At 63.5% G+C, this 19,650-nt stretch carries 18 protein-coding genes; 4 read left to right on the top strand and 14 right to left on the bottom strand.

What is annotated here, in order from left to right; genetic code table 11:
- The 3 genes from HMPREF2550_RS02555 to HMPREF2550_RS02545 form a co-directional block, all read right to left on the bottom strand.
- Positions 1-2,201: Ig domain-containing protein (locus HMPREF2550_RS02555; protein ID WP_141760492.1), on the bottom strand; the 2,201-nt coding region annotated here is incomplete at its 3' end.
- Between the two features lie 619 nt (positions 2,202-2,820).
- Positions 2,821-3,903, bottom strand: coding sequence for an ATP-grasp domain-containing protein (locus HMPREF2550_RS02550; protein WP_070789503.1), 1,083 nt, complete (start codon positions 3,901-3,903; stop codon positions 2,821-2,823).
- Between the two features lie 65 nt (positions 3,904-3,968).
- Positions 3,969-5,258 (bottom strand): adenylosuccinate synthase, encoded by a 1,290-nt coding sequence (locus HMPREF2550_RS02545; protein ID WP_070789502.1) that lies wholly within the window; start codon positions 5,256-5,258, stop codon positions 3,969-3,971.
- A gap of 50 nt (positions 5,259-5,308) precedes the next feature.
- Here HMPREF2550_RS02545 and HMPREF2550_RS02540 point away from each other — a divergent pair, with 50 nt between their 5' ends.
- A complete protein-coding gene (locus HMPREF2550_RS02540) occupies positions 5,309-6,232 on the top strand; it encodes a class II aldolase/adducin head domain-containing protein (protein ID WP_070789500.1) in 924 nt (307 codons plus the stop codon).
- Between the two features lie 379 nt (positions 6,233-6,611).
- The gene (locus HMPREF2550_RS02535) at positions 6,612-7,478 is read left to right on the top strand and encodes a PRC and DUF2382 domain-containing protein (protein ID WP_070789498.1); all 867 of its coding nucleotides are present in this window, start codon (positions 6,612-6,614) and stop codon (positions 7,476-7,478) included.
- A gap of 30 nt (positions 7,479-7,508) precedes the next feature.
- On the opposite strand, the gene HMPREF2550_RS02530 is transcribed toward HMPREF2550_RS02535, so the two are convergent.
- From HMPREF2550_RS02530 to HMPREF2550_RS02495, 8 genes are all read right to left on the bottom strand, one after another.
- Positions 7,509-8,678 carry an FUSC family protein gene (locus HMPREF2550_RS02530; protein WP_070789497.1) on the bottom strand — a complete coding sequence of 390 codons (1,170 nt, stop codon included), beginning with the start codon at positions 8,676-8,678 and terminating at the stop codon, positions 7,509-7,511.
- 101 nt (positions 8,679-8,779) lie between these two features.
- Positions 8,780-9,814 (bottom strand): class II fructose-bisphosphate aldolase, encoded by a 1,035-nt coding sequence (gene fbaA / locus HMPREF2550_RS02525; protein WP_070789495.1) that lies wholly within the window; start codon positions 9,812-9,814, stop codon positions 8,780-8,782.
- A 54-nt stretch (positions 9,815-9,868) separates the two neighbouring features.
- Positions 9,869-11,077 carry a glycoside hydrolase family 76 protein gene (locus HMPREF2550_RS02520; protein WP_070789494.1) on the bottom strand — a complete coding sequence of 403 codons (1,209 nt, stop codon included), beginning with the start codon at positions 11,075-11,077 and terminating at the stop codon, positions 9,869-9,871.
- An 87-nt stretch (positions 11,078-11,164) separates the two neighbouring features.
- Positions 11,165-11,818, bottom strand: a complete 654-nt coding sequence (locus tag HMPREF2550_RS02515) for a TrmH family RNA methyltransferase (RefSeq protein WP_070789492.1) — start codon at positions 11,816-11,818, stop codon at positions 11,165-11,167.
- Positions 11,811-12,353 (bottom strand): orotate phosphoribosyltransferase, encoded by a 543-nt coding sequence (pyrE, locus tag HMPREF2550_RS02510; protein ID WP_070789490.1) that lies wholly within the window; start codon positions 12,351-12,353, stop codon positions 11,811-11,813. The genes HMPREF2550_RS02515 and pyrE overlap by 8 nt, the downstream gene beginning before the upstream one ends.
- Positions 12,354-13,613 (bottom strand): type III secretion system chaperone family protein, encoded by a 1,260-nt coding sequence (locus HMPREF2550_RS02505; protein ID WP_070789488.1) that lies wholly within the window; start codon positions 13,611-13,613, stop codon positions 12,354-12,356.
- Positions 13,614-13,649: 36 nt separating this feature from the next.
- Positions 13,650-14,492 (bottom strand): sulfurtransferase, encoded by an 843-nt coding sequence (locus tag HMPREF2550_RS02500; RefSeq protein WP_070789486.1) that lies wholly within the window; start codon positions 14,490-14,492, stop codon positions 13,650-13,652.
- A gap of 55 nt (positions 14,493-14,547) precedes the next feature.
- Entirely contained in the window at positions 14,548-14,961 is a 414-nt protein-coding gene (locus tag HMPREF2550_RS02495; RefSeq protein WP_070789484.1) for a DUF4265 domain-containing protein, read from the bottom strand.
- Between the two features lie 143 nt (positions 14,962-15,104).
- Between HMPREF2550_RS02495 and adhP the strand changes: the two genes are divergently transcribed.
- Positions 15,105-16,136 carry an alcohol dehydrogenase AdhP gene (gene adhP / locus HMPREF2550_RS02490; RefSeq protein ID WP_070789482.1) on the top strand — a complete coding sequence of 344 codons (1,032 nt, stop codon included), beginning with the start codon at positions 15,105-15,107 and terminating at the stop codon, positions 16,134-16,136.
- 23 nt (positions 16,137-16,159) lie between these two features.
- The gene (gene panB / locus HMPREF2550_RS02485; protein ID WP_070789480.1) at positions 16,160-16,978 is read left to right on the top strand and encodes a 3-methyl-2-oxobutanoate hydroxymethyltransferase; all 819 of its coding nucleotides are present in this window, start codon (positions 16,160-16,162) and stop codon (positions 16,976-16,978) included.
- 2 nt (positions 16,979-16,980) lie between these two features.
- On the opposite strand, the gene panC is transcribed toward panB, so the two are convergent.
- From panC to HMPREF2550_RS02470, 3 genes are read right to left on the bottom strand one after another with little or no spacing between them, the layout of a single operon-like run.
- A complete protein-coding gene (gene panC / locus HMPREF2550_RS02480; protein ID WP_070789478.1) occupies positions 16,981-17,778 on the bottom strand; it encodes a pantoate--beta-alanine ligase in 798 nt (265 codons plus the stop codon).
- A gap of 28 nt (positions 17,779-17,806) precedes the next feature.
- A complete protein-coding gene (locus tag HMPREF2550_RS02475) occupies positions 17,807-18,301 on the bottom strand; it encodes a DUF4411 family protein (protein ID WP_070789476.1) in 495 nt (164 codons plus the stop codon).
- On the bottom strand, positions 18,301-19,443 hold the full coding sequence (locus HMPREF2550_RS02470) for an ImmA/IrrE family metallo-endopeptidase (RefSeq protein WP_246819725.1): 1,143 nt from the start codon (positions 19,441-19,443) through the stop codon (positions 18,301-18,303). Before HMPREF2550_RS02470 ends, HMPREF2550_RS02475 begins: the two co-directional genes overlap by 1 nt.
- Positions 19,444-19,650: the final 207 nt, after the last annotated feature.

Raw genomic sequence — 19,650 nt, 5'->3', positions numbered from 1 at the left:
CCAGCCTCAATCGACGGAGCCGGAGTTACCTTCAAGGTCACCTTGTCAGCGTGGCCCTCAAGGATCGTCTCAGAGACAGGGTCGCCTTCGTCATTGGCCTTCTGCCTCTGCCAGTCATAAGTGACGGTTACGTTGTCCTTAATATCATCGGCAGTTACAGAAGTGGGGGTGCCAATGATCTTGCCATCCTTAAAGTCCAGACCCTTCGGCAGGCCTTCGACCTTGATATTTGTCGGAGTGACCCCCTCAGGCAGCCCCTTGATAGCCTTTGCTACATCCAGCTCGTAGAACTTATTAACAACAGCGGGCTCCAGTTCCACATCCGTGATCGTCACTGGCAGAATGTACTTTTGCTCAACTACCTGCGGATCTTCGCCTTCGCTTGCCGCCGGCATAGTGACAGTCTCGGTGACCTTGACAGGGAAAGTACCAGCCTCTGTCGGCGTGCCTGACAACGTGCCATCCTCAGCCATCGTCAAACCGGCAGGAAGATCCTCAGCGGCAAACTTCGAAGTCGCCCCCTCCGGAAGGTTCTGCTGAACCTTTTCTTCGTATGCATCTCCAACAGAGCCCGGGCCAATCTTCTTATCCAGGACAATAATGGAGTCTGCAGCCGTCACGCGGCCGTTAACTTCCAGTTCGACACGAATCGTCTGAGGATCCATATCTGCAGGAATATCGAAGCTGCAAGCATTAGCGTCAGCAACAGTCTTTACATCATCACAAGACTTAAGCTCGTTGCCCTTACCATCGCGCCACACGACGCGAACCGGATTACGAGGATCGAAGACGCGGCTCACATCAATGTCTGCCTTCTGGCCAGGAAGTGCAACCTCAGCAGCATCTTCCCCATCCAGCTTGGTGATCTTGATCTCATCAACAAAATTCACTGCCAAGGGCTGGTGAACGTTGTAATAGAGGTTGCGCTCAGGATTCGTAGGCAGTGGGCGCTGCTGAGACGGGTTGTTGGAGAGGCGCGTCATCGACTGCTGAGGATCCTGGAATACATTTACACCCCACGGGTTGTACGCAGGATGGACGTTGCCATCAGGATCCACCACATACTGATAGATGTAGTTCAGCGTATCGCGGGTCATATCCACATCTTCAGGGATGTAAGCCCTGTAGTACCCGCCCTCAATCGTCTCGTCGACAATCGTTGCCGCGATGAACTTATCTCGGTTCCCCTTTACAGAGAAAAGCTCCTTCGTCAACTCTGCTCGTTCGACAACCGTCTTGTCGTCCCAGGCTTTAACTGCCTGGATGCCGTCAGGAGTCAGAATGGTCGTAACAACCTTATAGCCCTCTACGAAGTGCTCACCACCGGAACCGGGAGACTGGATTTGCCCTGCGGTCTCTTGCGCTTCAAGCCAGACACGCCCTTCAACATAGCGCAGGTAGGAGGGTGCGCCAGGCGTATAGCCAGGCTCCAGCGGGATACGCTGCTTCTGCTCTTCAGTGGAGTAGTCAATCCACTTTTCCGAATCGTCTTTATCTGCGGTCATGTAGTCGGCTGGCTCTTCGTACATAAACAAAGACGCATTAGCTGCGAAACCACCACCAAACGATGTACCGTTCGGGTCATTGCCGAGTCCAGCAAACCCAGGGAAACGACCCGGGAAGTTGTACAGGTGGCGCAGCTTCCCACCACTGTAGCCCGTTTGCCCTTCTGCAAGCCAAATGCGAGTCTGCCTATCCGATCGGTAGTTATGCTTCTTACCGTTAGCATCGATCCAGGCTCCTGGCGCAAAAGCAAATGTACCAGGACCCGCACCCGCCGGGTTACCACCTGGTTCCAGGAGGTGGGTCTTTGCAGAGTAGATCGGGCTCACCGCTCCATCAGTGTCGATCCACTGCATGAGGACCTCAGTACCATTTGGCACGTGCGCCTTAAGGTTACTCTGGGCACCCTGATAGTTGGCACCACCCGAGAGGTATGCGTGACCAATGTAGCCGTCTGCCCCAGTTGCCGATTTGATGCGGCCGAACTCGCTACCCCGGTCAATAATTCCCAACTCAATGGCATCAGCATTGATTGCCCCGCTGGTCGTAGCATCCGGCTGACCCTCTTGTGCGTTCGCAACCGCAGCGAACGGGGATGCAGGAGTCACTGCCTGGGCAAAGGGAGCCACCAGGGCAAACGAGAGCGCCGCAGCTGCAATCGTCGTGCCGCGACGGCGAGAAATATGATTCTTCTTCATGCTGTGAAATCTTCCTTCCACGAAGATGTTCTGGACAAAGAGAAAGTCCGAAGGCACGGAGGGCAATCACCCAGGTCAGCCAACAGCGGACACAGCCACACCGACTTTCACATCTCCAAATATAGTTAAGAACGCCTGTCATGTGTCCAGAAGTTTTTCAGCCGCGATTACGGCCCCAAGCGCCAGAATCCCGACAAAACTGCAGCGTCAGAATCGAACCAGCCTCGGCTGAGCTGGACTTTCACCCCATCACCGCACAGAAGTCGCGCCCAACCCCCGCAAAACTCAGCTAGAAACATAGGCAATCAATACCCAACATAAGCTACGATATTACTCAGCTTAGCCTTATGTAGAATTCGAACAGGAAAACTCTGCCAACCCGGGACATTCGTCCCAGAGAGTCCCATGTCACATATTCGACCGGTCCCCAGCCCCGAAGTAGCTAAAAACGCCATTCAGACTGTTCCATAGTCACCGACAAGCCCATTCCATTAATTCTGATACGAACGTCCATATTTTCGGAGGTCATCAAAATTAATTTCTCCTATGAACAGCCCGCACACACGGTTCCTACCCCCTGTAGGGGGTACGCAATGGGCAAACAACCCCAGAAACGGGGCTACTCCCCCACCTCTAAGTAGCGCGCAGCCCCTGCCGCACGTTCACGCGCCTCTTCGATAGTGTCCGCAGTTGCCAGCACCATGACAGTGTCTTCGTGCACCTGGACGGTGACTTCCTCGACGGCCATTGCTTGTGCGATCTGCTTTGTTGTTGGGTTCACGCCGTGGAGGAAGGTGGCGGCGCCGGGGGAGGTGAGCGTGACGTCGATAGGCAGGCCGGCGGTGGCTCGGGCATGCAGGTCGAACTGGTCCACGCGCTGGGTATTGCGGGTAAGCAGGCCGTCGGCGTCGGGGCGTGGGGTGGCCTGGGAGAAGTAGACCTCGTCGCCGTCGACAAACAGCTCGATCGAGTAGACGCCGCGGCCCGCGATGGCGCCGCTGATGCGCGCGGCGATCGAGCGGGCGTTATCGGCGGCCGCCTGGGAGAGCTCGGCGGGCTGCCAGGCCTCTACAAGCTTGCCGTTTGCGTGGCGGGTACCGATGGGCTCGCAGAACCACGTGGCGAGCTCGCCGGTGGCTGGGTCGATCGAGCGCACGGTGAGGATGGTGACCTCGTAGTCAAAATCGATGTACTGCTCCACCGCCACCGGCTCGCTCTCGCCGGATTCGGACTCGGAGGCGGCGTGCGCCTTCGCCCAGGCGGCGCGCAGCTCCTGTGGCTCGCGCACAACGGACTGGCCCTCGCCCGCGGTCGAGCGGCCGGGTTTGACCACCAGTGGGTAGCCGACTTCTTCGGCACATGTCTCGAGGGCTTCGAGGGAGTCGGCGAACTGGTACGCCATCGTCGGCAAGCCGAGCTCTTCGGCCGCGGTACGGCGCACGCCCTCGCGATTCCGGGTCATCCGGCAGGCCTCCACCGTAGGGAACAGCTCGCAGCCGGAAGTCTCCACCAGCTCGCGCAGCTTGGCCAGGTCGGTGCCCTCCCCCGCCACGGTGATGTCTGGGGTCATCGCGCCCGGCGCGCCCTCGGCAAAGGTGCCCACCTGCACCTCGTAGCCCAGGTGGCGGAAGGAGGTTGCGAGCTCCTCCTCCACCTCAGACGTGCCCAGAATCAGCACCTTCGAGCGCTTCGCCGTAGTCATAGGCGCATACTTTATGCCCCCACATTGCCCTGGGCAAACAGGCGCGCTGGGAAAACGCCGCTGGGTTAGCGGGCGAGGACGTCGTTGCGCACGATGGTCTGGTCGCGGCCCGGACCGACACCGATGTAGCTCATCGGGGCACCCGAGAGCTCCTCGAGGCGGAGCACGTAGTCCTTCGCCTTCTGCGGCAGCTCGTCGAAGGAGGTGCAGCCGGTGATGTCCTCGTCCCACGCCGGCATGGTCTCGAAGATCGGCTCGGCGTGGTGGAACTGGGACTGGGTCAGCGGCATCTCGTCGAAGCGCTCGCCGTCGACGTCGTACGCCACGCAGATGGGGATCTCGCCGATGCCGGTAAGTACGTCGAGCTTGGTGAGGAAGAAATCAGTGAAGCCGTTGACGCGCGCGGCGTAGCGGGCGATCACTGCGTCGTACCAGCCGCAGCGGCGCTTACGGCCGGTGTTCACGCCGACCTCGCCGCCGACCTCCTGCAGGTAGTCGCCCCACTTGTCGAAGAGCTCCGTGGGGAAAGGCCCCGCGCCCACGCGCGTGGTGTAGGCCTTCACGATGCCGAGGGAAGCGGTGATCTTCGTCGGGCCGATACCTGCGCCCACGCAGGCACCGCCCGCAGTGGGGTTGGAGGAGGTGACGAACGGGTAGGTGCCGTGGTCCACGTCCAGCATGGTGGCCTGGCCGCCCTCCATGAGCACGTGCTTGCCCTCGTCGAGCGCCTTGTTCAGCGTGTACTCGGCGTCGATGACCATCGGCTTAAGGCGGTCGGCATAGGACATGAAGTAGTCCATCACCTCGTCCGGGTCGATGGCCTTGCGGTTGTACATCTTGACCAGCATCTGGTTCTTTACGTCGAGTGCGGACTCGATCTTCTGGCGCAGGATCGACTCGTCGAAAATGTCCTGCACGCGCAGGCCCACGCGCGCGACCTTGTCGGCGTAGGTGGGGCCGATGCCGCGGCCGGTAGTACCGATGGCGCGCTTGCCCAAGAAGCGCTCCTGCACCCGGTCCAGGGTCTGGTGGTACGGGGCGACCATGTGCGCGTTGCCCGAGATACGCAGGCGGGAGGCGTTCGCGCCGCGGGCCTCGAGCCCGTCGATCTCCTCGAACAGCGCCTGTAGGTTCACCACTACGCCGTTGCCCAGAATCGGGGTGGCGTTCTCACTCAGCACGCCGGCCGGCAAAAGCTTCAGCTCGTACTTCTCACCGCCGACCACCACGGTGTGCCCGGCATTGTTGCCTCCGTTGGGCTTAACCACATAGTCGACCTTGCCGCCGAGGATGTCGGTGGCCTTCCCCTTGCCCTCGTCGCCCCACTGGGCGCCCACAATGACGATGGCGGACATGTTGACTCCTTATATAGGCAGTAATCCGCGCTTATTGTAGCGTGACCCGTATGCGGCTGATTCATTGCGCGTGCGCAACCACAATTTCCATCCCCGGTGCCGAGCACCACAGCTTAAGCGAGGTGCCCTCGCGCAAGGAGCTCCGCTTCCTCGATGCCGCTGCCAAGGACGTACTGCCGGAGGACCCCACGCCGTCTTTGGCGGAGATCCAGGCCTCGCCGAACGTGGCGCACATGGGGGAACCCGGTCCGGCCCCGCAGCAGACGAGCGAGCGTCTGCGGGTGGTGGTTTCCGGCTCGGACAAGGCGCTTGCCGCTGTGCTTACCCGAATGATGCGCGGGGACTACCTGTGGGCGGAGGTCGCGTACGTGCCGGTGGACACGCACTCCTCCGCTGCTGTGGGCTGGGGGCTGGCCGGGCTGGATATTGAGGAACTGTGTGCTCTCGCCGCCGAAGGTCCGGTGACGCCGTCGCCGTGCGTGCGGACCGATACGGGTGATGTGGTGGCTGGCGCTGCCGCGATCTACCGGGGTGAAGGGGATGAGGAGTACGTGGGCGAAATCGTCGTGGATTCGCAGCGCCTGGTGTATCGCAGTGGCGAGGCACCGTCGGCGCGCTTTTACGGGCAGTTTGGGGCGCGGCTGGTGCCGACTGCTGGTGCGCCGGGGATCGCATCCACGCCGATCGTCACGCCGCTGGTGACTACGGGGCCGGTGTCCAAGCGCTCGCCGGAGAAGCTGGAGCGGATGAGCCGGAATGCGCTGCTGCGCGGTTTGACGCGCGGGGCGGGCGTGGCACCGGGTCAGACGGACGGGTCGCGGGTACTCACCGGGCGCGCGCTGCAGTCCGGCGGCGATGCCATCACGGTCGAGCTGGACGGGGTGCGCCGCCCGCGCACGGTCGAGCGGGTGACCTTCTACCGACACCTGCGCGACATCCAAAGCGTGAAAAAGGGGCCCGTCGAGGGTATGTGAGGTAACTCACACGGGAGTTTCTCTACGCCAGCTGTGAGCGAGACGTTACCTCGCTGAGATGTTGGGCGGGCGACTCACGGGTAGCGAATGTTATTCAAGTTAGTCGTTTTCGCAGGTCAGCCGGTTTTCCTGGCGATTGTACCGATGGTTTGAAGATGTGTCACTCGTCCATGCGTTCGGTCAGTGATTTTTGACCAGCGAGCGGTCGGCGGCGCTGCACGTTTGCCGCAGTCGCCTTACGTTGGGTCTTGTTCGCAACGCAGCGGAGCACGCACTTCGCAAAGCGAGAAGCGACACCGCCCCCGCGGCTAGCGGTGGGTGGGAGCAATTAGTTAGATCCCAAGAATAAATCCGAAGCCCTAAGGAGCTTTTCCACATCATGGCTGCAACCAATCGCATTGAAGATCTTGCAAACGCGACCGCTTTTGACGTTGATGGCGACAAGGTAGGCGGCGTCCAGGACGTCTACGTCAACGACACCTCCGGCCAGCCGGACTTCGTCTCCGTCAACCACGGCCTGTTCGGTGCCGGCACCTCCATCGTCCCGCTGCGCGGCCACACCCTGCGCGACGGTGAGCTGCACCTCGCATTCCCGAAGGACCGCATCAAGGACGCACCGGATCTGGACGAGAACGGTCACCTCACCACCGACGACCAGGACGCGTTCTACCGCCACTACGGCCTGACCGAAACCAAGGACGTCACCACCTACGACACCGGTCGCCACGCCGCTGCGGGTGCGGCTGGCGCCGCTGGTGCGGCGGGCGCTGGTGCCGCTGCAGGCGCGCGCCGTGACGTCGAGACCGACGCTGCCGCTGCTGGTGCCGCAGGTACCGGTGCTGCCGCAGGCGCTGCCGCGACCGACAAGGACGCCATCATCCGCTCCGAGGAGCAGCTCAACGTACAGAAGGACCGCGTTGAGTCCGGCCAGGTCCGCCTGCGCAAGTACGTAGTCAACGAGACCGAGACCGTCGAGGTCCCGGTCGAGCGCGAAGAGGTTCGCGTTGTCCGCGAGCCGATCACCGATGCCGACCGCGCAAACTTTGACGGCAAGATCGGCGAGCAGGAAGCTTCCGTCACCCTGCACGAGGAGCGCGTGAACGTAACCAAGGAGTCCGTCCCGGTGGAGAAGGTTTCCCTGGAGAAGGACACCGTCAAGGACACCGAGCGCGTCTCCGAGGAGCTGCGCAAGGAGCGCTTCGACACCGATGGTGTTGAGGGCGTTGTCGACGGCGACAAGAAGTAAATACTTACCGCTTTCAGTACCCGCCTGGCTTTACTCGTCGTAAAGCTCCGGCGGGTACTTTGGCGTGTGCGAGGTCGGGGCGAGCACCGCCACCGCCGACTCGCGCGACATGCCGCTGGCCTCCAGCAGGTCCACGATGAGCGAGCGGATCTGCGCCAGGATCGCGTAGGCCGAGAGCACGGCGTCCTCCGGCAGCGCGTCCATGGAGGCGCGCTGGCCCGCCACGCGCAGCTCGTTGACAATGCGCGGGATCGCGATCGCCTGCGCACGGCGGGACTCGACCTCGTAGACCTCGGAAAACTCCAAGCAGATCTGCGAGAGCGTATCCAGCAGCTCGATCTGCTCCTCGGTCACCTCGTCTTTGTCCTCGCACAGCACGAGCGCGCGGCGCGCCAGCACGCGGGTGGTACGCACGGCGTTATCCACCGGCGGGATCACGCGCGACAGCGAGTTAATGTAGCGGCGCACGCCCCACAAAAACGGCGAGATCCGCGTGGACTCCTTGCCAGACTTCACCGCAGACGCCATCTGGTCGATGTCGGTCTGCGAGCCGCGAATGGACTCGAGGGCCTCGTCGATGATTTCGGGATCGCCGTTGGACAGGCCCGACGCGACGTCGTCAAGCACTGAGCTCAAAATGCCCATCACCTTCGAGATCTCGGCGCGAGCCCCCTGCATCGGGGCCTGGGGCAGCACCGCAAGTGTGGCCATGGAGACCGCCACGCCGATGATGGCGTCGATGGTGCGGTCTAAGCCGGTGACCTCCGCGCCCGGGGGCATGATCGTGGCAATGAGCACCGAGCCGATCGCCACCTGGTTATTCACCAGCTGCGACTTGGAGAAGAACGACGCGATGACCAGCGCGCCTGAAACAATCAGCGCGATCTGCCAGCCGCCCTCCCCCAGCCGGTAGAACAACAAATCGCCGACCAGCACGCCGAGGATACAACCAATAGCCAGATCCCACGCCTTGGTCAGCCTGTCGCCGCCGGTCATGCCGATCATGATGATGACTGAGATCGGGGCGAAGAACGGACGCTGGTGGTCAAAAACTTCCTTCGCAATCCAGTACGCAATGCCGGACGCGAGACCGATCTGCAGAATCGGCAGCATCCGCTTGCGCACCCGCAGCACCCGCGATTGCAGGGACTTATCCACCTGCTTCAGGCGCTCGCGCGTACTCATCCTCTCTTTGGCCATGACCAATACCCTAGCCCCTCACCGGCTGCCCAGACACGCGAAAGCGCCGCCCCTGGGCTTTAAGGGGCGGCGCTTCGCTGGCGCTCAGCGGGCCACGAGGACTACTTCGACACAGAGCGGCCGACAGCGTGCAGATCCTGGCACGCCTCAATGACACGCTCGGTCATGGAGGCCTCCGCCTTCTTCAGGTAGGAACGCGGGTCATAGGCCTTCTTGTTGCCCACCTCGCCGTCGATCTTCAGCACACCGTCATAGTTCTCAAACATGTGCGAAGCCACCGGGCGGGTGAACGCGTACTGGGTATCGGTGTCCACGTTCATCTTCACCACGCCGTAACGCAGCGACTCCTCGATCTTCTCCTTCTCGGAGCCCGAGCCACCGTGGAAGACGAAGTCGAAGGGGCGAGCGCCGTCTTCCAGGCCGAGCTTCTTCGCGGCGACCTTCTGGCCCTCGTCCAGCACCTCCGGGCGCAGCTTCACGTTGCCCGGCTTGTACACGCCGTGGACGTTGCCGAAGGTAGCTGCCAGCAGGTAGCGGCCCTTCTCGCCGGTGCCAAGGGCATCGATGGTCTTCTCGAAGTCCTCCGGGGTGGTGTAGAGGTTCGCGCCGGCCTTTGCCTCAACGCCGTCCTCTTCGCCGCCGACGACGCCGATCTCTGCCTCGAGGATGATGTTGGCCTTGCGTGCCTTCTCCAGCAGCTCCTGCGCGATCTCCAGGTTCTCATCGATCGGCACCGCGGAGCCATCCCACATGTGGGACTGGAACAGCGGCAGCTCGCCACGGTCCACGCGCTCCTGGGAGATAGCGATCAGCGGACGCACGTACTCGTCCAGGACCTCCTTCTGGCAGTGGTCCGTGTGCAGCGCAATGTTCACGTCGTAGTGCTGGGCGATCTCGTGTGCGAATGCGGCCAGGGCCAGGGCACCCGCCACCTTGTTCTTCACGCCCAGACCGGAACCGAACTCAGCGCCACCAAGGGAGAACTGAATGATGCCGTCAGACTCAGCCTCGGCGAAGCCCCGAATCGCCGCGTTGATGGTCTCGGAGGACGTGCAGTTGATGGCGGGGAAAGCGTAGCCGCCCTTCTTTGCACTATCCAGCATCTGGTTGTAGACCTCAGGAGTAGCAATTGGCATGGGGAAAAACCTCCAAAGTTGCGGGTAGGTAGTACGTGTTCCAGTATGCCCTTTTTATAGCCCCGGTGCATTGGAGATTCTTGCCGCTGCCTCAAGCAGCATCCAACCGGACAGCTGGACCGACAAATCGCGCTCATCAATGCGCAGAAGCCCTACCGCTTCGCTGATGCTGGCGGGGCCGAGCCCGTAGTTATGCGGCAGCTTCGCGTCCTCTGTCCACTCGGCGGCAAAGACGGGCAGGCCGTCGACTTCGAGGCGATGCTGCCACAGGGACTCCGCGGATGCGCGCACCAGGCGGGCGGCCACCCTTCGTGTCGCAATGTTCTCGCGGCTGTCCACCGGCATCCGCACCGCGACCTCAGCCAGGTAGCGGGCCAGGATGCCCTTGAACAGGCCGCCGTCGCCGTCGCCGGACTCGTACTTCGGGCTGATGATCACACCCTGCGGGGTAGCCAGGTGCAGCGCGATCGCCTGCACAATCGCGCGGATGTGCGTGATGTAGAAGACGGACGCGTCGGCGCGCTCGGAGTTGGCAAAGGAGTCGATCGGTTCGTCGTGGGCCAACCCCACCTCGTCGCGAAGCGCCAGCGCGATCTCCAAGCTCGCGCCGAGGACTGTGCCCTGGTTGTAGGTGTAGATCTTCTCCACCACCTCCGGGCCGTGCATGCGCATGCGGATTCCGTCCTCGAGCAGGCCGTTCTCGCGCACCAGGTTGTCAAAGATCCAGTCCAGCACCTGCCGCGACTTGTCCAACCGGCCCGTGCGCGCGAACAGGATGGCCGCCGGGCCGTTCGAGGGGATGTTGTAGAAGGTCTCGCCGCGACGCCAGGGCAGCACGCCCGTGACTGGGTCAATGCCCGCGAGCAGGTCGAACTCGAGTTGGTTGAGCGCCTTCGTCCGGCGCACCCCATCGAGGGCCAGCGCGCGGTTCCACGCCAGCGCCAACCACGCCTTATCGTCGTAGTACTTGTTGGCCGTGAGCTTGCCGCCCGTGCGGTAGCTCATCGCGCGCAGCGTGTGCTGCACCCGGTTCCGACGAGCCTTCGTCGGCTCACGCAGCGCCGCATCCACCTGACAGTCCAGGTAGTGCGCCTGCCACCAGTAATGCCAGTGCCAGAACAGGCGGTCCTTCGCCCCCGGGGGCCAGGTGACCACCGCCAAATTGGTCCGCGGCATCTTCCACAGCTTCTGCGAATGCCGCTTGTGGATGGCCTGCTCAGCTAAATCGGCACGCCGCGGCCACGGCGACGCGGGTTCTGACACATCTGCTCCCAACACCTACAACGAGCTCGTACGGTCTTTATATTGCCAGAGCAGGCCGGAATATTGCAGAGAAATATCCATCCGGGTTTACCAAGCCTGGCCAAGGTCCGCGTGCTGGCGCACCCACGCGTGCATCGCGATGCCCGCAGCCACGCCCGCGTTGATGGAGCGCGTCGAGCCGAACTGGGCGATCGAGCAGGTCATGCTCGCCGCGTGCTGCGTCTCGTCCGTGATGCCGGGGCCCTCCTGGCCGAAGACGAGCACGCAGCGCTCGGGCAGCTCGGCCGTCTCCAGCGGGACGCACCCGGGGGTGTTGTCGATCGCCACGACGGGGATGTCCTCTGTTTTCGCCCAAGCGGCGAAGTCCGCCACGCTTTCATGATGGCGGATGTGCTGGTAGCGGTCCGTGACCATCGCACCGCGGCGGTTCCATCGCTTGCGCCCGATGATGTGCACCTCTTTGGCGAGGAACGCGTTGGCGGTGCGCACCACGGTGCCGATGTTCATGTCGTTTTCAAAGTTCTCGATCGCCACGTGGAAGGGGTGGCGGCGGCTATCGAGCTCCGCGACGATCGCGTCCATAGACCAGTAGCGGTAGGCGTCGACGACGTTGCGGCGGTCGCCATTGGCCAGGAGCTCCGGGTCCAGGCGGGCGTCGTCAGGCAGCGGGCCCTCCCACGGCCCGACGCCGTGGCGGCCCTCATTCCATTCGGTCGGGCCTTTCGCGGGTTGCTCAGGCAAGGCCCAGGTCCTCGAGGCCGAGCAGGAAGCGGTACTCCAGCCCGGCGCCCTCGATCACCTTTGCGGCACCCGTGGCGCGGTCAACCACCGTGGCGACGGCGACGACCTCAGCGCCCTCGGCGCGGCACGCCTCCACCGCGGTCAGCGGAGAGTTGCCGGTCGTAGTGGTGTCCTCCACCACCAGGACCTTCTTGCCCACAATGCTCGGGCCCTCGATGCGGCGCTGCATCCCGTGCTTCTTCGCTTCCTTACGCACCACGAAGCTGTCGATGTCGCGCCCCTCGGCGTGCATCACCGCGGTGGCGACCGGGTCCGCGCCCAAGGTCAGGCCGCCGACGGCGTCGAACTCGAGGTCTTTGGTCAGCTCGCGCAGCTGCGCGCCGATCAGGCGGGACGCCTCGTGGTGCAGCGTGGCGCGGCGCAGGTCGACGTAGTAGTCCGCCTCTTTGCCCGAAGACAGGGTGACCTTGCCGTGGACGACCGCCAGCTCCTTGACCAGGTCTGCAAGCCGTGCTTTGTCTGCTGTGTTGCTCATCTACTCTTCCTCTTTCTTTGGGTCCTTCGTCGGCGCGTCGTCGAAAATCGACGACGGTGCCTGCTCGCGCCGCACCCGCGTCAAATCAGTTGGGCGCTCCTCGGGCGCGCCATCCGCGATGGGGGCGACCTCGTCGCCGCCGAGGTCGCTGTAGTCCACCTGCCCGCGCACCGCGCCGGTGACGCGGGTCGGCATCTCGAGCGGCTCGTCCGGGCGCTGCACGTGTGGCTCCTCCGGCTCCGGGCGCGTGACCGGTCGCAGCTGCGCGTGTTCCTCCGGCGTGAGCGTCTGCTCGGGCATGTCGCGGGTGGCGAAACCGAACTCGATCTGGTCGGCGGTCTCGGGCGGGAGGGTCCGCGCGGCGTCGGCAAGCAGGGCGAGCGGCGCGAGGGTCGCGTCCCACTCGGCCGCGGCCGAGGAGCGATCCATCTCTGCGAGCACCCAATCGGACTCGAACCACGCGGCGGTCACGGCCTCCGGCAGCGAGGAGAGCGCGGTGCGCACGCGCACGTCCAGGAAGCGCTCGACCGCGCCCGCGTGCGTGCCGAGCACGGTGAAGCCTTCGGCCTCGGTCACGGTGACGAGGTCGGCGGAGGAATCCGCGTGGAAACCCTCGCGGCGCATATCCACGACCACGTCGCTGATGCGACCGGTGTCCATCGCGATGACGGTCACCCCGCCTAAGTCCATCACGTGAGTGGAGTGGCCGTAGATCGATCCGGAGGCGATGTCCTTCGGCGTCGCGCCCGCAGCCGCAGCGCCGCGCTGCCACTCCCCGACCAGCTCATCGCTGTGCTTGGCGAAGGAGAACCCGTGGCCCTCCGCCCAGGCCTTGCGTTCGCGCCGGGACGCGCCCGGGAACTGCAGGCCGGACTTCCGGTGCGCCCGCGGGGCGGGTTTGGGGGTGGGGGTTGGGGCGGGTGCGGGCTCTGGTTCCGGTTCGGGCTCGACAGGCTCCGGGATCGGTTCCGGTTCCGGTTCAGGCTCGGCTTCCGACTCGACAGGCTCCGGAATCGGCTCAGGTTCTGGAGCGGGCTCCGGAATCGGCTCCGGCTCGACAGGTTCCGGCTCAGGCTCCGGTTCCGGCTCGACAGGCTCAGCCTCGCGCGCAGGCTCGGCAGGCTCAGCAGGCTCGACAAAGTCGGCGGCGACTGTAGTGTCGGTGGCGTCGGTGGAGGGGCGCTCGCGGGCGTCGCTAAGCCAAAGCGCGACTCCGGCCGCTATGACGAGCAGCGCTACAACAATGAGTAAAGGTGCCATCGCGAACTGATGTTACTGCCTTGCCGGGCGCGGCCGTTACACGTCCGTGGCAATCGGGTTGGACTTCTCCGCGCTCCACTGCGACCAGCCGCCCACGTAGTGCGTGACCACGGGCAGGCCGACGTGCTCCATCACCGCGATCAGCAGGGCGGAGTGGTTGCCGGAACCGGAGTAGACGATGACCTCGGCCGGATCGATGTTCTGGGTGAGTCCCACTTCGGCGAGGCGGCCGCGGATTTCCTCGACCGAGCGCAGCGTGCGCGTTTCCTTGTCGAACAGGTCGTAGACCGGCAGATTCAGCGCGCCCGGAATGTGGCCCGCACGCAGGTCGAGGTTTTCTCTGCGGCCGGCGAAGCGGTCGGCCCCGCGGGCGTCGATAAGCAGGCCCTCGAACTCGCGCACCTGCGACATCTCCGCAGTCGGCATGCTGCCTGGACGGGTAGGTACCTGGCGCTTGACCGCGGGCGAGCCGGGGCCCGCGAGCGTGTGGAAGCCGCGGCGATCCCAGTCGGCGAAACCGCCATCCAGAATGTGGATGTCCTCGATACCCATCCAGCGCAACACCCACCAGGCGCGCGCCGCGTACAGGCAATTGCCCTGGTCATAGGCGATCACCGGGCGGCCGGGGCCGATGCCCCACATGCGGATGGCCCGCTCGACAACCTCCGGTGCGGGCAGCGGGTTACGGCCACTGCGCGAGCCGGGCAGGCCGGCGAGGTGCGCGGCCGGGTCGCAGAACTGCGAGGTCGGGATATGTTCGGACCGGTACTTGGAGACGGCCTTACCCTCCTCCGGCTCCCACAGGGACGCGAGGATAGTGTTCTTCTCCCCGGCGCGGATGCGCAGCCGGAGGTCTTCCGCGGAGACAAATACGCTCATGGCTGCCAGTGTAACCGGCCCGCGCGCCCGCCACAGGCCAACGCTTTTACGCAGGCTAGGCCATGTAGCCGGGAGCCTGCTGGATCACACCGTCCGCCTCGAGCCCATCGAGCCACTCGCGGATGCCCTCCATCGGGCAGTCGGGGCCAATGCTCGCGGCGAGCATCCCGCCGGGGCCGATCTCGACGCGGCACCCGAACGCCAACAGCGTCTCCGCGATCTCGTGCGGCTGCTGCTCCTCCGGCAGGATGCGCATTGTCGACGCCCCGCCGCGCACCAGCACCCGGTCAACGTGCCAATTGCCGCCAACGCGGACGCACTCGACGATATCGCCGACGGCCAGCGAGACGTCTACAAAGGGGACGCTCGCCACCACGAAGTGGTTCCCGCCCAGGTTGTGCGCGGCCATCTGCTCATTTTCCACCCCGGGCATAGCCACCCGGGTGAGAATCGCGGTGGGGTACTGCATGCCTCGCAGCCTACCGCGCGCGTCAAATGGGTGGGGGTGTTTTGGGTTGGGCGACCGCCGGGGGTAGGGTCGTTGCCCCCGTCACTCTTACGGATATAGCATGGCGTGCGTCACCTTTATTCAACCCATTGGAGGAGATCACAATGACTGCCCCTACATCCATGCGCGCCGCCGTCGTCAAGGAATTTGGCCCCACGCTGCACGTAGAAGACATCGACCTGCCCTCCCCTGGCCCGTTCCAGGCACTGGTGAAGCTGCACGCCTCCGGCATCTGCCACACCGACCTGCACGCGGCAGAGGGTGACTGGCCTGTCAAGCCCGCGCCACCGTTCGTTCCCGGCCACGAGGGCGTCGGTGAAGTAGTCGAGCTCGGACCGGGCGAGCACCCAGTCGAAGTCGGCAACATGGTCGGCAATGCCTGGCTGTGGTCCTCGTGCGGCGAGTGCGAATTCTGCCGCACCGGGCGTGAAACCTACTGCGCCGAGGCGGAGTACGGCGGCTACACCGTCGACGGCTCCTTCGGCCAGTACATGCTGGTGGACACCCGCTACGCACCGCGCATCCCCGAGGGTGCAGACCCCGTGGAGGTCGCGCCGATCCTGTGCGCGGGCGTGACCGTCTACAAGGCGCTCAAGGTGACCGAGATCAAGCCCGGCCAGTTCGTAGTGATCTCCGGCATCGGCGGGCTCGGGCACGTGGCGGTGCAGTACGCCGTCGCCATGGGCATGCGCGTGGTTGCCGTCGACATTGCCGACGAAAAGCTCGAGCTGGCCAAGAAGCTGGGTGCAGAATTCACCGTCAACGCCAAGGACCAAGACCCGGCCGAAGCGGTGCAGGAGTACACCGAGGGCGGCGCGCACGGCATCGTGGTGACCGCCGTCCACCCGGCCGCCTTCGGCCAGGCCATCGGCATGTGCCGCTCCGACGGCACCATCGTCTTCAACGGTCTGCCGCCGGGGGACTTCCCGGCGCCGATCTTCGACATCGTGCTGCGCGGCATCACCATCCGCGGCTCCCTCGTGGGCACCCGCCAGGACATGGCCGAGGCGCTGGACTTCTACGCCCGCGGCAAGGTCGTGCCGCATGTGACCGCCTGCGAGCTTGACGACGTCAACGATGTCTTCGAGCGCATGCGCCAGGGCAAGATCGACGGGCGTATGGCGATCCGCTACTAACACCGGCGGGCTAAGATGACCGCGTGACGAGTTACTTAGCACCTACGAAGAAAGTCCGGGTCGCTGACCTGGTACAGAAGAAAGCAGCCGGCGAGAAGTGGGCCATGCTCACCGCCTACGACTACTCCACCGCCCGCGCGTTCGCCCAGGCCGGCATCGAGTGCATGCTGGTCGGCGACTCCGCGGCGAATGTGGTCTTCGGCTACGAGACCACCAACCAGGTCTCCATCGACGAGATGGTCTACCTCGGCGCCGCCGTGGTCCGCGGCGCGGGCAACGCCCTGGTCATCCTGGACCTGCCTTTCGGCAGCTACGAGGCGAGCGACGAGCAGTGCGTCCACACCTCCACCGACATGGTGCGCCGCACGGGCGCGCATATGGTCAAGCTCGAGGGCGGCGTGCGCATCGCTCCGCGCATCCGCGCGCTCAAAAACGCAGGTCTTGCGGTGTGCGCGCACGTCGGCTTCACCCCGCAATCAGTGGACAGCCTGAGCGGCTTCAAGGTGCAGGGCCGCGATGACTCCGCCGCGCAATTGCTTGACGACGTCAACGCCGTCACCGACGCCGGCGCAGACCTCATCGTCTTCGAAATGGTGCCCGCCGCACTCGCTGCGAAGCTCACGCGCGATTGCCCCATCCCCACCGTGGGCATTGGCGCGGGCCCGGATACCGACGCGCAGGTTCTGGTCTGGCACGACATGGCTGACCTGCCGGAAGGCGACCACCGCGCACGCTTTGTCCGCCGCTTCGGCACCATCGGCGCCGATCTCACCGCGGCCGCGGCCGCCTACAAGCGCGCCGTACACACCGGCGAGTTCCCGGCTTCAGAGCACAGCTTCTAGCCTCAGCTGATCTGGATCGGCGCGTTGTCCAAAAGGCGGGTCGAGCCAACCTTGGCAGCCACCAGCATGCGGGCCTCGCCGGTAAAACCGGCGGGAAGTTCGCCCAGGTCGGGCGTGGTGGTGACGAGGTAGTCGAGGGTGAGGGCGGGTGTGGCGTCGAGAAGCGAGCGCGCCTGCGCGAGACTCCCGGTTTGCAGCGCCTTGGGGAGTGCGAGCGCGGTGCGACGCTCGGCGGCGCTTAAGTAGCGGTTGCGCGACGACAAGGCGAGGCCGTCGGCGTCGCGCACGATCGGGCAGCCATGGATGCGCACCGGCATGTGCAGGTCCTCGACCATCTGCCGGATGAGCGCGAGCTGCTGGTAGTCCTTCTCGCCGAAGAACGCGTCCGCCGCGCCCGTGAGCGCGAACAGTTTTGCCACCACCGTGAGCACGCCCGCGAAGTGCGTCGGGCGGCTCGCGCCCTCCAGCACCTGGCCGAGTGGGCCCGGGTGGATCGTCGTGCGCGGGCCGTGCGGGTACATCGTCTCCGGGGTTGGGGCGAACACGGCCTCGACGCCCTGCGCCTTAAGCTTTTCCACGTCCTCGGCGAGCGTGCGCGGGTACGCGTCCAAGTCCTCGCCTGGCGCGAACTGCAGCGGGTTGACGAAGATACTCACCACCACCGGGTTGCCTAGGGATTTTGCGTGGTTGACCAGGGCGAGATGGCCATCGTGGAGCGCTCCCATCGTGGGAACCAGGGAAACGGGGACGGTACCGAGAACGTCTTTGAGCGCTTCGGGGGTGTGAACGAGGTGTGTCATGTAGATGATTATGGAACGTGCCAAGCACCTACGAGGATTTGCGCAGGTGCAAGGTGACGCCCGTCTCGCGCATCATCTCAAATGTGTCGGCTGTATCCACCCCCATCGCCAAACAGGCATCCGGGATAAGAATCCTTTTCCGTGAGTGTGGTTGTGAGCGCTCATGGGTTACCAACGTATGTTGATGCTCACGAGCGTAAGCAACGAGAAGATAATCAGCGTGGTTACCTACAAAAGCTTGGATGGCCTCCGCCCGGTATGACCCTGAATAGGCCCACTGAGAAAGCGGCTGGAAATGCTTCGTCGTTGGCTGATCAATCGCCCTAAAGAAACCAGGATTTGCGCGTGTCCACTCAGCGAGCTCATCATTGCCCTGTAGGAGTTCATCCCGGACGGCTTCGATGCTGCACACTAAGTCCTGCCGATACGCATCCTCGAGCCAATCCCAGAACCCAGGCGCGAGGTCGAAAGCGTAATACCGATTCTTGGCCTCGATGAGGATGTTGGCGTCGAGCAGGAACATCACGCAACCCCCAATTCCTCTGCAAGATTCTCAAACGTTGCGTGTTTCTTCGTACCGAGCAACTGGTATGCATCCCGGTACGCGGTGGAACCCTCCAAGGCGCTCGCTATGACCGCTCGAGAGAAACTGCGACTGAGACGCAGTGGCTGGGTGTAGTAATAGTTGCCACCGCCATCGCTGCGTCGCCCGTCCAAAAAAGACATGACACGCTGCTTCTCTGCTTCATACGCGTCGATGTATTCATCCCAAGTAAGAGCCTTGGCATCAAAAAGACGTTTGAGAATGACCAGCGTACTGACGCGGTAGGTCCTAGCAAGGAGCTCCAACTCATCGACGCTCACGAGGCCCTGGAACTCCTCAACCAAAGCATGCAACGGAACAAGGACCTCTGCAGCGACCTGATTGCACCAGAGCTCAGCTTTAGGGCCGTCTTTAGCTGTCATGGCGGCATCCGAGAGTGCGCTGCCGCCTAACCAAATGTGTGCCAGCTCGTGAATGAGTGTGAAGATCTGGGCTGCCTTGGTGTCCGCTCCGTTGACAAAAATCAGCGGGGCAAGAGGGTCCGCCAAAGCAAATCCTCGGAACTCGCTAGGATCTAATTTCCGATGCGGATCGGAACCAACGACACCACTCACCATGACCAAAACGCCGACAGCCTCGATCCGGTCAATCAACTGACGTAAAGCATGCTCCCAATTCGGGAAAGTGGCACGTTCATCAAGGCCAAAATCTAACGCGCCCCGAATCTCGCTCGCGACTTCTTCAACTGGCTCCTCCGCTGTGGCAGCACCAACGAAAGAGACTTCGTCGAAACCGTTCATCAAGGCATGTTCGCGATACCAGTCTTGGCGCTGCTGGCACTGGTAGATCGTGTCAAGGAGATCCGCCGAGGGTTGCTGAACCCCAACGTTGCCCAACGTCCTCATATCCGGGATTGGAACCGCTTCTACCGGCGGTTCCGGAAGAAAAAGCAGCCCCAAAGGCGTATGAGTAGCGTTTGCAAATTTTTCTAATTGCTTGAGTGTGGGACGTTCCTCTTGAGAGAGCCATACGTCAAGCTTCGGAGCACGGCGAACAGTAGTGTCCTCATCCCAGCCGCTCCGTCGAACGGCCCAACGAAGAACCTCTGGAGCAACATCCACCCGCACTACCATTCCACTCACCTCCACCGACTTTCCGGTTCGACTACGTAGGCATCATCATACGTTTCTTTGACGCCCGTACACGGGGTCCGAACTGGAACTAAATGGAGCTAGCTCCGTTTGGGGTTTTGGGCGGAACGCGACCTGCAGTTTTACATACTCACCGCACGCAAATGGAGCTAGCTCCATTTGGCCGACCAGCTGAAC

Origin of the sequence: Corynebacterium sp. HMSC074A01 (assembly GCF_001831515.1) — a bacterium.
Classification (GTDB): domain Bacteria; phylum Actinomycetota; class Actinomycetes; order Mycobacteriales; family Mycobacteriaceae; genus Corynebacterium.
This window is presented reverse-complemented; position numbering and strand designations above follow the sequence as displayed.